We start from the raw sequence: 12,912 nt of genomic DNA, 5'->3' as shown, positions 1-12,912 counted from the left end.
GGGCGGGAGCTCAGACCGCGATCAGCGCGGCCGCGACGCGGCGATCCTCGGCCAGCAGCACGTTGAAGGTGCGGCAGGCGGCGGCGGTGGACATGGTCTCGTAGCCCAGCGCGGCCGCCTCGAACGCCTCCCGCGCGGCGCGCGGCAGGGGGGCGATGTCGGGGCCCATGCCGATCAGCACCACGTCGATCTCGCCCGCCTCGGCCAGCACCGCGGCGAAGGCCTCGGGCGTGGTCTCGGCCGGGGCCGCCACCGACCAGGCCGCGAGGCCCGAGGGCAGGTGCAGGAGCGAGCCCAGCCGCTTCTCCCCCGCGATGCGGAAGCCGCCGCCGCCGTAGGCGTCGATGGGGGGGCGGGCCTCGTAGTCGATCTCGATCATGCGCATGGGGGCGGTCTCCGGCGCGGGGAGGGGCGGGCAAGGGCGGACGATACCGGGGATGGGGCGCCATGTCGAACCGGGGGGGGAGCCTCGCCGGAGCGGGGCTCCTCTCGGGGGGCGCTTCGCGCGGGAGGACCGCCTGGGGGGCCCTTGCCGGGAGGGGGCGGGACGCTCCTGACTCACCAAAGAACAGGGGCCGCGCCTGTCCTCCGGATCCGTCTCTCGCTGAAGATGCCTGAGCGACTCGACGGGAGGGGTCAAGGACAAGCCCCGCTTGCGCGGGGTCGCTTCGCGATCCCTGACCCCTCCCGCCGAGTCGCTCTTTACGGCATCAGCGAGAGACGGCTCCGGAGAACAGGCGCTTCGCGAGGGCCGCAGGCGGCGCGCCGGCCCTCGGGGCGGGCGGCAGGCGATTCTGGGTGGACAGGGGGCGCAGCGGCGGGGCTTGGTGAAGGCGGTCGGGGGATGCGGCCCCGACGCAAGGCGAAGGGAGGCGGCCGTGACCCCGTTCAAGGACCTGTGGGAGATGGCGCGCGCGCGCAAGGGCGGACATGCGGCGGTGGAATCGGAGCTGCCCCGGCCCGCCACGCCCGAGGCGCTGCATGCGGTCTCGGACAGCCAGTGGCTGTCGGACATGGGCAAGCGGGTGTTCTCGGCCGGGTTCAACTGGAAGGTCGTGGACGCCAAGTGGCCCGCCTTCGAGGCCGCCTTCGACGGCTTCGACCCCTGGAAGATCCGGATGCTGTCCGACGAGGCGCTCGACGACCTCGCCGCCAACAAGGACCTGATCCGCAACCGCATGCGCATGGAAAGCCTGCGCGAGAACGCGGCCTTCCTGTGCGAGCTGTCCGAGGAGCGCAAGAAGCCCGCGGGCCACGTCTTCGCCGACTGGCCCCGGACCGACTACGTGGGCCTGCTGGACCTGCTCAAGACCCGCGGCTCGCGCCTGGGCGGGCTGACCGGCATGTACCTGCTGCGCTGGCGGGGGATCGACGGCTTCGTGCTGTCGGACGACGTGGTCGCGGCCCTGCAGCGCGAAGGCGTGATCGAAGGCCCCGCCACCTCGAAGAAGGCGCTGCGCGCGATCCAGACCGCCTTCGACATCTGGCACTCCGAAAGCGGGCGGCCGATGATGCAGATCTCCAAGGTCCTGGCGCTGACCGTCGGCCCGAAGCCCGCCTGAGGGGGCGCTCGGGACCGCGACCGAAGGACGTCGCGACCGTCGCAGCCGTCCCGCGCCTTCGGCGGCGCGGGACGCTGGTCCCGCGCCGGCGGGGGCCCGGGCCGCGCGTCCGCGTGTGGCGCGGGGAGCGCCCGGCGCGACGGTGCGGCGAAAAGCATTCTGGTTTTGATATATATCAAGGCCGGCGCGCCGCCGATGATCAGACTGCCTTTGAAACGAAACCGAGTCCCCCAAGCGACGGGGGACCGTCTGGAGGATTTCGATCATGGCACATTCCGGTGGCGGCAGCGGCGGCGGCGGCGGTGGCGACCTTTACGGCGACCTCTGGGTCCTGGTCCGCGACCTCGATCCCAGCGACGGCGGCGGGAACGGCGAGCCGGTGCTCGACGAGAACGGTCAGGTCGTCCCTGTCGGGCTCGACGCCGAGACCGGCGACCTGTTCCCGATCCACCTCGTCGACGCCGGCGAGGACGACTGGGAGGTTCCGGCCGAGCTGCTCGACAGCGTTCAGGAGGTGGAGCTCGAGCGGGCCAACATCATCCGCTCCCCCGACTCGGTGAAGGAGGCCGCCCTCGAGGAGGCGCTGGCCAAGATCGAGGGGGGCACGGAGATCACCGCCGACGCCTCGGGCCGGATCGCGGTGGACGGGGTCCTGATCGACTCCCCGCGCGAGTGCATGGCCCTCTACGACCTGATCATGACCGCCGGCGGCGCGATGAGCTGGACCGAGGCCCAGGCCAACGCCGACGGCGTCCTGCCTCACGCGATCGTCGACCTGATGGCCGCGGGCTGGAACCCCACCGGGCTGCTGGCGGGCACGTTCTCGAAGTTCGTGCCGGTGGGCCTCGACGAGGTGCTGACCGCCCATACGCTGATGGGGATCAACGACTTCGACGACACGGGGCCGGCGCCGGTCACCACCTTCTACAGCTTCCTCGAGGACGGGGGCGAGGCCTTCGACTACGACCGCGAGGCGGCCTACGGCGGCAAGTGGATCCAGTGGTTCCAGGACATCGACGGCGACCCCTCGGACCTCGAGGCCGTGCAGCGCTCGCTGTTCGACCTGGTCTGGGGCTATGACAAGAACGGCGACGGCATCAACGACGTGGGCTCCGGCCGCGCCTGGACGGACGAGTACATCGCCCTCTCGGCCGACGGGCTGAGCTTCGAGACGGTCGCGGCCGACAGCGCCGGCGTGAACGACTGGGCCCAGGCCGTCGAGGACGCCCGCGCGGTCATCTACGCCCTGCACGAGAACGTGGGCGCCTTCGAGATCGACGCCCCCGGCGACGAGGACGAGCTGATCGAGGGCGGCCCGGACAGCGACCTGCTGGCCGGCTGGGGCGGCGACGACACCATCCTGGGCCATGGCGCGGACGACACGCTGGAAGGCGGCGACGGCGAGGACCTCCTCAAGGGCCAGCGCGGCGACGACCTGCTCGACGGCGGCGACGGCGACGACGTGATGCGCGGCGGCGTGGGCGACGACCGGCTGGTCTACGGCCAGGGCGCCGACCGCATGTTCGGCGGCGCGGGCGACGACCGCATGGGCGGCGGCTTCGGCGACGACGTCATGGACGGCGGCGACGGCGACGACCGGCTGAGCGGCGGGCGCGGCGCGAACGAGCTGACCGGGGGCGAGGGCGCGGACGACTTCGTGTTCCGCGCCGCCAAGGCGCCGGTCGACACGATCCTCGACTTCTCGGCGGCCGAGGGCGACCGGATCCGGCTCGACCCGATGGACGCCGACGCCTCGACGCCCGAGGACGACGCCTTCGCGTTCCTGGGTTACGCCGCCTTCAGCGGCGCGGCCGGCGAGCTGCGGGCCGTCCACCTCGACGGCGCCCAGCGGATCGAGGGCGACGTGGACGGCGACGGCGCGGCCGACTTCGCGATCGAGGTCGCGGGCGACGCCTCGGCGGTCGAGGGCTGGTTCGTGCTCTGACGACGCTGGCCCCCGCCCGTCCTGCACGGGCGGGGGCCGACGACGGCCGGGGGCGGCGCTCCGCCCCCCCGGTCCGTCGAACCCCATCGCGGCGCGCGCTCCCCTGCCGGAGCGCGCGCCGTTCGTCGTTGCGGCCCCCGCCCATTGCTCCGCGCCCCTGCGCCGGGCAGGGTCGGACCTTGGGGGAACGAACCGGGAGGGAGGCGCGCCATGGACCGTCCGAGCCTGACGCTGGGGATCGAGGAGGAGTACCTCGTCGTCGACCGCGAGACGCGCGACCTGGTGCGCTCGCCCGATCCCGGCTTTCTCGAGATGTGCTCGGACAAGATCGGCGACCGGGTGACGCCCGAATACCTGCAATGCCAGGTGGAGGTCGGCACCTCGGTCCACCGCTCCGTCCCCGAGGCGATCGAGGAGCTGACCGCCCTGCGCCGCGGCGTGGCGGAGGCGGCGGAGGCCTTCGGCTACGCCCCCATCGCCGCCTCCACCCACCCGTTCGCCAAGTGGCGCGAGCAGACCCACACCCGCAAGGCCCGCTACGACGCCCTGCGGGAGGACCTGGGACACCCGGTGCGGCGGATGCTGATCTGCGGCTGCCACGTACACGTCGGCGTCGAGGACGACGACCTGCGCATCGACCTGATGAACCAGGCGGCCTATTTCCTGCCCCACCTGCTGGCGCTGTCGTGCTCCTCGCCGTTCTGGGAGGGGGAGGACACCGGCCTCGCCTCCTACCGGCTGACGGTGTTCGACGCCCTGCCCCGCACCGGCCTGCCCGATCCGCTGGCCTCGTGGTCCGAGTATCGCCGCCTGACCGAGCACCTGGTCGCTTCGGGCTGCATCGAGGACGCGACGCGGATCTGGTGGGACGTGCGCCCCTCGGACAAGTTCCCCACGCTCGAACAGCGGGTGACGGACGTGTGCTCGCGCGTGCGGGACGCGGCGGCGGTGGCGGCGGTGTGGCAGTCGCTGCTGGGCTTCCTGCTGCGCCTGCGCACCCGCAACCAGCGCTGGCGGGTCTATCCCGCGACCCTGGTGAACGAGAACCGCTGGCGGGCGCAGCGCTACGGCTCGGGCGCGAAGCTGGTCGACCACGGCCGCCAGCGCCTCGCCCCCTTCGCGGACCTGGTCGAGGAGATCCTGGAGCTGACCCTGCCCGACGCCGAGACGCTGGGCTGCCGGGCCGAGCTTCTGCACGCCCGCCGGATCGCAGCGGAGGGCGATTCCTCCGCCCGCCAGCGCGCCGCCTACGCCAAGGCCCGCCAGGACGGCGCCGACGACCGGGAGGCGCTGACGGCGGTGGTCGACGGCCTGATCGCCGAGTTCCTGGAGGACTGAGCGGCCGGGACCGCGGCACGGACTGCGTGCGCCGCCCGGGGCCGCACGGCCCGGCCCCCCGGGCGACCTGACGCAGGGATGAACGGATCATTGACGGCGCGGCATGGGCGTGCGTTCCATCGGGGCGCGTCCCCTTTTCTTCGCGCGCCCCGCGCCCGCCTCGATCCGCAGGAGACCGCCTTGCCGTCCCCCCGCCCCCCCTTCGTCCGCCGTCCCTCCCTCCGCCGCGCCCTCGTCCTCCTCTCGCTTCTCGCCGCGCCGCTGATCGCCCCCTCCCTGCTCGTCCCGTCCGCGCTCGCCCAGTCCCGCGGGGCGCTGCCCGAGGAGGTGCAGATGGCCGTCAGCTTCGGCGCCGAGCTGCCCTCCTCGGGCGGCGACGGCGCCGCGCGGCTGGAGATGATCTGCGCGGTGACCGAGTATCCCTCCCGCTCCGACCCGCGCTTCACCCTGCGCGAGCCGCTGCTGGTGGCCGAGATCGACGCCGACGCCGACGCCTTCGTCTTCTACGGCGCGCGCGAGACCCGCCGCCTGCAGGCGCTGTTCCTCGCCGACGACGGCCGCATGCGCTGGAGCCCGCAGGAGATGGACCGCGTCACGCCCCCGCCGGCGCCGGATATGGACCTAGACTCGGTCGTGGCGCTGTCGCGCGAGAAAGAGGACGCGAGGCTGTGGCGCACGTCGTCGACGATCCTCTTCGCCGACGAGCTGCGCGACGCGCAGAAGTTGACCGTGGCCTTCACCAACCCCTACCAGCCCGACCGCCAGGTCGCCTTCGAGTTCCAGGGCGAGGCGTTCAAGGCCTGGGCGGAGGAGGCGCACGAGCTGATGCGCTGCTGCGGCCAGCGCGGCGACGGGCGCACGGTGTCGCAGAGCCGGCTGCCCCGCGACTGCCGCCGGCGCGCGGACCTCACCGCGGACTTCGTGGTGGACTACGAATCCCGCAGGATCCTGCGGCCCGTCGAGTAGGCCGCCGCCGCCGCGCCTCAGGCGGACTGGAAGCTCGCCGAGGCGCGGGCGGCGGGCTTGCCGTCGATCTCGATCAGCGCGTCGGCGAAGGCCATGCGCCGCCCCACCCGGATCACCCGCGGGCGCACCTCGAACCACTGGCCCGGCCGGCCGGTGGCGAGGTAGTCGACCGTCAGCCCCACCGTCAGGTAGCCGCGACGCGGGGCGCCGTCCTCCGCCGGGGCGGGCGCCGGCGCGCCGGGCGCCTCGAGCGCGCCGGCGACCAGCGCGCAGGACAGGCCCATGGCGTTGTCCGCCAGCGCCGCGATCAGCCCGCCATGGACGAAGCCCCGCCCGTTGCAATGCGCAGGCCGCAGCTCCAGCCCCAGGCGCACCGCCTCGCCGGGGTCGATGCGCGACAGGATCGGCTCCCACGGGTCGGTCAGGGGGCTGGAGCGGAAATGCGGGGCGAAACCCTCTGGCGGCATGGCGCCCTCCGATTTGCTTGCCTGTCGGCCGGTTGGCTGAGGCTATCACCCCCGCGCGCCGCTGTCTCCCGCCCCCCGCGCGATCCCGGATCGCGCGGCGCACGCAAGGATGTGACGACACGGCGCCCGGCACGGGGCTAGAGTCGGCGACGAACGCGGCCGGGGGCGCGCGGGAGGGACGGGAGGGGACGATGATCGGCGACCTGACACGCGGCGGACGGCCGCTCGGCCGGGAACGGCCGGCCCGCCGGGGCCGCGCGGCGCTGGCGCTCGTCGCGACGGGGCTGGCGGCGCTCGCGGCGCAGGCGGGGCCTGCGCGGGCGGCGGCCTCGGGCGAGCGCATCCAGGTGACGGGGGAGATCATCGACACCTGGTGCTACCTCTCGGGCGTGATGGGCGGCCAGGACGCGGTGGTGGGCTCGGCCCACCACACCTGCGCCATGTGGTGCGCGGCGGGCGGCATCCCCGTGGGCCTGCTGGGCGACGACGGCGAGGTCTACATGGTCCTGAAATGGGAGGGCTCGGACGACGTCGCCGGTGGCGACACGATCCTCGAGCTTCAGTCCGACCGCGTGGTCGCCGACGGCGTCCTGCACCGGCGCGACGGCGTCAGCTACATCATCGTCGAGAAGGTGGTGGCCAACGAGGGGATCGCGAACCTCAGCCACGAGGACTACGGCGTGGTCCCCCCCTTCGCCATCCCCGAGCCGAAGGAGTGAGCGCCATGAGCCTGCGGTCCGCGGCCCTCGCGCTGTGCCTCCTCCACCCCTCCGCCGCGCTGGCGCAGGATCCGGGTCCGTTCTCCGAAGGCAGCCAGGCCGAGTCCTGGGGCCTCGCCGGCGAGGAGAAGGCGCGGTTCGAGGCGACGGTGGTCGACGTGCTGTGCGCGCTGACCGGCGACTGCCCCGCCGACTGCGGCGCCGGGCGGCGGCAGCTGGGCCTGCTGCGCGGGGCCGACGGCGCGCTGGTGCTGGCGGCCAAGAACGGCCAGCCCCTGTTCACCGGCGCCGGCCAGGACCTGCTGCCCTGGTGCGGGCAGGCGGTGGAGGTCGACGGCCTGATGGTGGGCGACCCCGAGGAGGCCCCCGCCCGCGTCTTCCAGATCCAGCTGATCCGCGCGGCGGGCTCGGACGGCGATTTCGTGAAGGCCGACCGCTGGACGCAGACCTGGGACGCGCGCTATCCCGAGCTCGCGGCCCTGCCCGGCCCCTGGTTCCGCAAGGACCCGCGCGTCGCCTCGCTGGTCGAGGCGAACGGCTGGCTGGGGCTGGGGCTCGAGACCGACGCCAAGTTCCTGGAAGAGTGGTTCCCATGACGCAGACCTCCCCCGCCCGCCGCGCTCCGTCGTCGGGCAAGGCGCTCGGAACGGCGCTGGCCGCGGCCGGGCTCTGGGTGGGCGTCTGGGCGGGGCTCTTCGCGGGGCTCGCCCCGGCCGCGCAGGCGCAGGAGACGGCGGCCGAGCTGCGCGCGGCCGGCCTCGCGGTGCGCGACGAGGAGGCGGGGGCGATGCCCGAGACCGCCCCCCTGCCCTTCGAGATCGAGCCGCACTTCCGCCTGATCGACCAGACCGGCCGCGAGGTGACCGAGGCGGACTTCGCCGGCAAGCCCTACGCGCTGTTCTTCGGCTACGTCTCCTGCCAGTCGATCTGCTCGGTGGTGCTGCCGCGGATCGCGGGGGCCACCAACATCCTGCTCGACGCAGGGCTCGAGGTGACGCCGGTGGTGGTCACCATCGACCCCGCCCGCGACACGCCCCAGGCGCTGGCCGAGGCCCTGCCCCAGTGGCACGAGAAGCTGGTGGGCCTGACCGGCTCCGAGGAGGACCTGCAGGCGATCCGCGACACGTTCCAGGTGCAGATGGAGAAGGTGGCCGAGCTCCCCGACGGCTCGCCCGTCTACGCCCACGGCAGCTTCGTCTACCTCGTGGGCCCGGACGGCAAGGTGCTGACCCTGCTGCCCCCGATCATCTCGCCGCGCCGCATGGCCGAGGTCTTCGCCTCCTACCTCTGAGGCCGCGCCTCCCGCGTCAGGCGGAAGCCGCGCGTCGACGGCCGCGCCGGTGCGTCGCGCCCGCCCGCGCGGCCGGGCGGCCGTCGCGCAGGTGGGACGGGTCGCCCGTCGGCTCCGGTCGCGCTCCGCCTCATGGCGAAGACGCCTGCGGACGCCGCCGGGAGGGGCCGCGGAACAGCGCCGAACCTCCCCGCCAGGGACCCTCCCCGCACGCGCCGACGCCCGCCGCGCCGCGCGGGCGGGCGCGGGCCACGGGCGCGGGGGTCGACGCGCGGCTCCCACGCTCGCCTCCGACGCGAGCGGGACGGACCGCGACTCCTTCCCCCGCCCGCCTCCCTGCGGCATGATCGGGGCCAAGGCCGCGGGACGGCGGCCAGGCGCAGGGAGGGCGATGCGATGACCCAGGCGACGATCCGGCCCCGGCCGATGCCGCAGGTGCGGCCGATCACCTACGACGACCTTGGCGAGGCGTTCCGCGCCGGCGTCTCGGACTTCAAGCGCGCGCCCCGCTTCGGCCTGTTCTTCGGCGGCGTCTACTTCCTGGGCGGCTGGGTCATGTGGGCGCTCCTGAACCTCGCCCACGCGCCCTGGCTGATGCTGCCCTTCGCGCTCGCCTTCCCGCTGATCGGCCCCTTCGTGGCGGTGGGGCTCTACGACGTCTCCCGCAGGCTCCAGGCGGGCCAGAGCCTCGACTGGCAGTCGGTGCTGGGCGTGGTGTTCGAGCAGCGCAAGCGCGAGCTCGGCTGGATGGCCTTCGTCACCCTCTTCATCTGCTTCGTGTGGTTCTACCAGGTGCGCACCATCATGGTGCTGACCATGCAGAACATGAGCTTCAGCAGCTTCGAGCAGTTCCTGGCCCTCGTCTTCACCACCACCGAAGGAATGACCTTCCTCGCCGTCGGCACGCTGGTCGGGGGGTTCCTGGCGCTGGTGCTGTTCTCGGTGACGGTCGTCGCGATCCCCCTGCTGCTGGAGCGGGACCGCGACTTCATCACCGCCATCATCACCTCGGTGAAGGCGGTCACCACCTCGCCCGCGCCGATGATCGGCTGGGGGATCACGGTGACGGCGCTGATGATGGTCTCGATCCTGGCGGGCTTCCTGGGGCTGCTGGTGACGCTGCCGGTGCTGGGCCACGCCACCTGGCACCTCTACAAGCGCGCCGTGGCCCCCGAGACCTGAGGCTCCCCCGCCGCGCCCGTCAGCCCCTGCGCGCCCGCGACGCGAGCAGGTCGAACCAGACGTCCAGCGCCGGGCGCACCGCGGGGGCGAGGCGCAGGAGCGCCCAGGTCGCAAGGCCCACGGGCACGTCCGCCCGCCCCCGCCGCGCCCCGCGCAGGAGCGCCGCGGCCACGTCCTCCGCCGACCGCGCCTTCGCCGTTCCCGCGATCGCCGCGAGCTCGGGCGGACGCTCAGCCCGCTCGGCCGCGAGCTGCGGCGTCTCGACGTCCGGCGGATGGGCGATCGAGACGCGCACCCCGTCGGGCGCGCATTCCGCGCGCAGCGCTTCGGCGAGGCCCCGGAGCGCGAACTTGGTGGGCGCATAGGCCGAGTAGCCCCACAGCCCCGCCAGCCCCGCCGCCGAGCCCACGATCAGCGACCGCCCCGCTCCCCGCGCCCGCATCGCCGCGAGGCTTGGGCGCAGCAGGTTGAGGACGCCGAAATAGTTCGTCTCCATCAACCCGCGATGCGCCGCCGGGTCGAGCGCCTCGAAGGTCCCCGCCTTCACAACGCCCGCGCAGGCGACGACGAAATCGAGCGGCGCCTCCGCCTCCGCCCGCGCCACGGCCTGGGCGACCGCCTCGGCCTCGCGCATGTCGCAGGGGATCGTCAGAACCGCCGCCGCGGGGGAGGCCGCCCGGATCTCCTCCGCCGCCGCCTCCAGCCGGACCGGGTCGCGGGCGAGCAGCGTCAGCCGGCTCCCCTGCGCCGCCAGCGCCTGCGCCATCGCCAGCCCGATGCCCGACGAGCCGCCGGAGATCACGGCATGGCGCGGCGGCCAGGGCGGTCGGGGTCGAGGCATGCGGCGAGGCTCCGAAGGAACGCGGGACGGGCGAAGGGCGGCGAGGCGGTCCCGCGCACAATCGCCCGCCCGCCCGCGATTGTCAGCAGGGCGGCGGCGTCGCGGTCCGGGCGGGCGGGAGAGAGCGCCGCCCGCGGCCCGTCGGCCGAGAGCGAGCCCCCGCGCGACGCGCGCGCCCGGCGACCGAAGCGCTCGCGATGGGCGCAGGGCGGCCCGCTCCACGGAGCGCAGCCGCGGCGCGGACGCCTGCGCCCCGCCGGCTCCGCCCGACGGCCTCAGCCCTCGGAGAACAGGAAGTCGCCCTTGTCGAAATCGCCCGGCCGGGCGTCGTCGACGAAGAACGCGACGCCGGTGTCTCCGATGGTCACCTTCACGTCCGATCCCTTCTTCGCGAAATCGAGGTCGGAGAAGCCCAGGCCCTCGAAGTCGATCTCGAACCGGTCGGTCCCGTCCTTCCAGTCGCGCACGATGTTGCGCCCCGAGGCGAGCTCGGAGAAGTGGAACAGGTCGCGCCCGCCGCCGCCGGTCATCTCGTCCTTGCCGGCGCCCGCGGTCAGCCGGTCCTTGCCGCCCTGCCCGAACATGCGGTCGTCGCCCTCGCCGCCGGCCAGCTCGTCGCCGCCGCGCCCGCCCTTGAGCAGGTCGTCCCCGTCGCCGCCGAAGATCAGGTCGTCGCCCCCGCCGCCCAGCAGCCGGTCGTCGCCCGAGTTCGCGAAGGCGAGGCCGTGGCCTGCGCCGAACAGGATGTCGTCGCCGCCGCCGCCCTTCACCACGTCGTCGCCCTGCCCGCCGTAGACGATGTCGTCGCCGCCCCCGCCGCTCGCCACGTCCTTGCCGTCGTTTCCGTAAAGCCCGTCGTTCCCCGCCCCGCCGAGGATCTTGTCCTTGCCCGAACTGCCGGAGACGAAGTCGTTCCCGCCCTTGGCGTCCAGCCGCCCGGGCGTGTCCATGGTCAGCGTGTCGTCGCCGTTGGTCGGCCGCGGCGCCGCCGCCGCGATCACGTTGTCGACGCTGTCGGGAAGCAGGTCCTGCTCGTTCATCTTCGCCTCCGCGCCGCGGCTCCGCTGCACCCCCGCGCGCCGCGCGGCGGCCGGCGGCGGAGGCGGGGCGGCGACGCCCGGCCGCCGACGCGCCGGAACGGGCGCGGCCGGGTCGGACCGGTCGAAGCGGGCGGTCGTGCGTCTCCCCCCATCCGCGGGCGCCGGCCCCGGCCGGCCCCCGCGTGCGCCCGTGTCGCGCAGGCCCTTCCCCGGGCCCGTCGCCGGCGCGTTCATGTTCCGTTAGGCAAACTCGCGCGCCCGTTGTCAATCATCTCGCGCGGCGGCCGTCGGTTTCGGGGGCGCCTGTTTCGCTTCCGCCCGCGTTTGCGCGCGGACCCGTCCCCCCGCTTGCGCCCGCGATGCGGGCGCCTGGGGGCCGCAGGCGCCCGAATGAACGGCGCCCGGGCGCCGGCGCCCCCAATTCGGCGCCGCGGCCGCGGGAATCCTCTTGACGCAGCGCCGCGAGGCGCCATGTTACTTGCGAACGCTTCTCAATCTCAGCAATCCAAGGCCCCGCCCCTTCATGCCCCCCATGGCCACGCTCCCCGAGGCTTCGATCCGCCCCGCCGCCGCCCGACCGCGACCCGCCTCCGGGCTCTCCCGCCGCGCGCTGCTGGCGGGGACGGCGGCGGCGACGCTGGCGGCGGGCCTGCCCCGCGGCGCCCGCGCGGCCGCGCCCCTGCAGGTGGTCGCCACCACCTCGATGATCGCCGACCTCGCCCGGCGCGTGGGCGGCGACCGGGTCGAGGTCGCGGCCCTGATGGGCCCCGGCGTCGATCCCCACGCCTACCGCCAGACCCGCACCGACATCGTGCGCCTGACCCGCGCCGACCTGGTGCTCGCCAACGGCCTCTACCTCGAGGCGCAGATGGAGGAGTTCCTGGACGAGCTCGCCGCCCGCCGCCCCGTGGTCGAACTCGCCGAGGTCTCGATCCCCGAGGACCTGCGCCTGGGCGCCGAGGTCTACGAGAACCGCTGGGACCCGCACGTGTGGATGGACCCCGCCCTCTGGTCCCGCCTGATCCCCTCGCTGCAGGCGACCCTCTCCGACCTGGATCCCGAGGGCGCCGAGACCTACGCCGCCGGCGCCGAGGAGGCGACGCGGACCCTGGCCCGCCTCGACGCCTACTCGCGCGAGGCGCTGGCCTCGATCCCGCCGGAGCGGCGCGTGCTGGTCACCGCCCACGACGCCTTCCGCTACTTCGGGCGCGCCTACGGGTTCGAGGTGATGGGCATCCAGGGCATCTCCACCGAATCCGAGGCCGGCCTCGCCCGGATCGAGGAGCTGGTCGGCGTCCTCGCCGCCCGCTCGATCCCCGCGGTCTTCGTCGAAAGCTCGGTGCCCGAGCGCAACGTGCGCGCCCTGATCGAGGGCGCGCAGGCCCGCGGCCACGACGCGCGGGTGGGGGCGGAGCTTTTCTCCGACGCCATGGGCCAGCCCGGCACCTACGAGGGGACCTACCCCGGCATGATCGACCACAACGTCACCGCCATCGCCCGCGCGCTGGGCGGCGCGGCGCCCGAGCGGGGCATGGACGGCCGCCTCTCGGCGGGGCTGTGA

General features: G+C 74.3%; 13 protein-coding genes. 9 read left to right on the top strand and 4 right to left on the bottom strand.

The window, feature by feature from the left end; genetic code table 11:
• Positions 1–10: 10 nt before the first annotated feature.
• Positions 11–385 (bottom strand): Mth938-like domain-containing protein, encoded by a 375-nt coding sequence (locus P2H44_RS11030; protein ID WP_275763575.1) that lies wholly within the window; start codon positions 383–385, stop codon positions 11–13.
• Positions 386–878: 493 nt separating this feature from the next.
• On the opposite strand from P2H44_RS11030, the gene P2H44_RS11025 reads away from it, so the two are divergent.
• The 4 genes from P2H44_RS11025 to P2H44_RS11010 all read left to right on the top strand — a co-directional run bounded on the left by P2H44_RS11025 (position 879) and on the right by P2H44_RS11010 (position 5,811).
• Positions 879–1,562 (top strand): DNA-3-methyladenine glycosylase I, encoded by a 684-nt coding sequence (locus P2H44_RS11025; RefSeq protein WP_275763574.1) that lies wholly within the window; start codon positions 879–881, stop codon positions 1,560–1,562.
• Positions 1,563–1,827: 265 nt separating this feature from the next.
• On the top strand, positions 1,828–3,507 hold the full coding sequence (locus P2H44_RS11020) for a calcium-binding protein (protein WP_275763573.1): 1,680 nt from the start codon (positions 1,828–1,830) through the stop codon (positions 3,505–3,507).
• Positions 3,508–3,717: 210 nt separating this feature from the next.
• Positions 3,718–4,845 carry a carboxylate-amine ligase gene (locus P2H44_RS11015; protein WP_275763572.1) on the top strand — a complete coding sequence of 376 codons (1,128 nt, stop codon included), beginning with the start codon at positions 3,718–3,720 and terminating at the stop codon, positions 4,843–4,845.
• Positions 4,846–5,025: 180 nt separating this feature from the next.
• Positions 5,026–5,811, top strand: coding sequence for a hypothetical protein (locus P2H44_RS11010; protein WP_275763571.1), 786 nt, complete (start codon positions 5,026–5,028; stop codon positions 5,809–5,811).
• A gap of 17 nt (positions 5,812–5,828) precedes the next feature.
• Here the strand turns inward: P2H44_RS11010 and P2H44_RS11005 are convergent, their stop codons facing one another.
• The gene (locus tag P2H44_RS11005; RefSeq protein ID WP_275763570.1) at positions 5,829–6,278 is read right to left on the bottom strand and encodes a PaaI family thioesterase; all 450 of its coding nucleotides are present in this window, start codon (positions 6,276–6,278) and stop codon (positions 5,829–5,831) included.
• Between the two features lie 191 nt (positions 6,279–6,469).
• On the opposite strand from P2H44_RS11005, the gene P2H44_RS11000 reads away from it, so the two are divergent.
• From P2H44_RS11000 to P2H44_RS10985, 4 genes are all read left to right on the top strand, one after another.
• The gene (locus P2H44_RS11000) at positions 6,470–6,997 is read left to right on the top strand and encodes a hypothetical protein (protein WP_275763569.1); all 528 of its coding nucleotides are present in this window, start codon (positions 6,470–6,472) and stop codon (positions 6,995–6,997) included.
• A 5-nt stretch (positions 6,998–7,002) separates the two neighbouring features.
• Positions 7,003–7,593, top strand: coding sequence for a hypothetical protein (locus P2H44_RS10995; RefSeq protein ID WP_275763568.1), 591 nt, complete (start codon positions 7,003–7,005; stop codon positions 7,591–7,593).
• On the top strand, positions 7,590–8,288 hold the full coding sequence (locus tag P2H44_RS10990) for an SCO family protein (RefSeq protein ID WP_275763567.1): 699 nt from the start codon (positions 7,590–7,592) through the stop codon (positions 8,286–8,288). The genes P2H44_RS10995 and P2H44_RS10990 overlap by 4 nt, the downstream gene beginning before the upstream one ends.
• A 396-nt stretch (positions 8,289–8,684) precedes the next feature.
• Positions 8,685–9,470: a DUF2189 domain-containing protein gene (locus P2H44_RS10985; protein ID WP_275763566.1), complete on the top strand. Its 786-nt coding sequence runs from the start codon at positions 8,685–8,687 to the stop codon at positions 9,468–9,470.
• A gap of 19 nt (positions 9,471–9,489) precedes the next feature.
• Here P2H44_RS10985 and P2H44_RS10980 read toward each other — a convergent pair whose 3' ends face one another.
• Together P2H44_RS10980 and P2H44_RS10975 are read right to left on the bottom strand one after the other, a co-directional pair.
• Positions 9,490–10,311 carry an SDR family NAD(P)-dependent oxidoreductase gene (locus tag P2H44_RS10980; RefSeq protein ID WP_275763565.1) on the bottom strand — a complete coding sequence of 274 codons (822 nt, stop codon included), beginning with the start codon at positions 10,309–10,311 and terminating at the stop codon, positions 9,490–9,492.
• A 275-nt stretch (positions 10,312–10,586) separates the two neighbouring features.
• Positions 10,587–11,351, bottom strand: a complete 765-nt coding sequence (locus P2H44_RS10975) for a calcium-binding protein (protein ID WP_275763564.1) — start codon at positions 11,349–11,351, stop codon at positions 10,587–10,589.
• Positions 11,352–11,874: 523 nt separating this feature from the next.
• Between P2H44_RS10975 and P2H44_RS10970 the strand changes: the two genes are divergently transcribed.
• Entirely contained in the window at positions 11,875–12,912 is a 1,038-nt protein-coding gene (locus P2H44_RS10970) for a metal ABC transporter solute-binding protein, Zn/Mn family (RefSeq protein WP_462976280.1), read from the top strand.

It is taken from the genome of Albimonas marina (genome assembly GCF_029223255.1).
GTDB lineage: Bacteria > Pseudomonadota > Alphaproteobacteria > Rhodobacterales > Rhodobacteraceae > Albimonas.
The sequence above is the reverse complement of the archived record's forward strand: the minus strand, read 5'-3'. Positions and strand labels throughout refer to the sequence as shown.

Excerpts from the sequence above, each read along its gene's own strand:
- P2H44_RS11020 (WP_275763573.1), top strand. The coding sequence starts at position 1,828 with ATGGCACATTCCGGTGGCGGCAGCGGCGGCGGCGGCGGTGGCGACCTT.
- P2H44_RS10975 (WP_275763564.1), bottom strand. The coding sequence starts at position 11,351 with ATGAACGAGCAGGACCTGCTTCCCGACAGCGTCGACAACGTGATCGCG.
- P2H44_RS11005 (WP_275763570.1), bottom strand. The coding sequence starts at position 6,278 with ATGCCGCCAGAGGGTTTCGCCCCGCATTTCCGCTCCAGCCCCCTGACC.
- P2H44_RS10995 (WP_275763568.1), top strand. The coding sequence starts at position 7,003 with ATGAGCCTGCGGTCCGCGGCCCTCGCGCTGTGCCTCCTCCACCCCTCC.
- P2H44_RS10985 (WP_275763566.1), top strand. The coding sequence starts at position 8,685 with ATGACCCAGGCGACGATCCGGCCCCGGCCGATGCCGCAGGTGCGGCCG.
- P2H44_RS10990 (WP_275763567.1), top strand. The coding sequence starts at position 7,590 with ATGACGCAGACCTCCCCCGCCCGCCGCGCTCCGTCGTCGGGCAAGGCG.
- P2H44_RS10980 (WP_275763565.1), bottom strand. The coding sequence starts at position 10,311 with ATGCCTCGACCCCGACCGCCCTGGCCGCCGCGCCATGCCGTGATCTCC.
- P2H44_RS11000 (WP_275763569.1), top strand. The coding sequence starts at position 6,470 with ATGATCGGCGACCTGACACGCGGCGGACGGCCGCTCGGCCGGGAACGG.
- P2H44_RS11030 (WP_275763575.1), bottom strand. The coding sequence starts at position 385 with ATGCGCATGATCGAGATCGACTACGAGGCCCGCCCCCCCATCGACGCC.
- P2H44_RS10970 (WP_462976280.1), top strand. The coding sequence starts at position 11,875 with ATGCCCCCCATGGCCACGCTCCCCGAGGCTTCGATCCGCCCCGCCGCC.
- P2H44_RS11015 (WP_275763572.1), top strand. The coding sequence starts at position 3,718 with ATGGACCGTCCGAGCCTGACGCTGGGGATCGAGGAGGAGTACCTCGTC.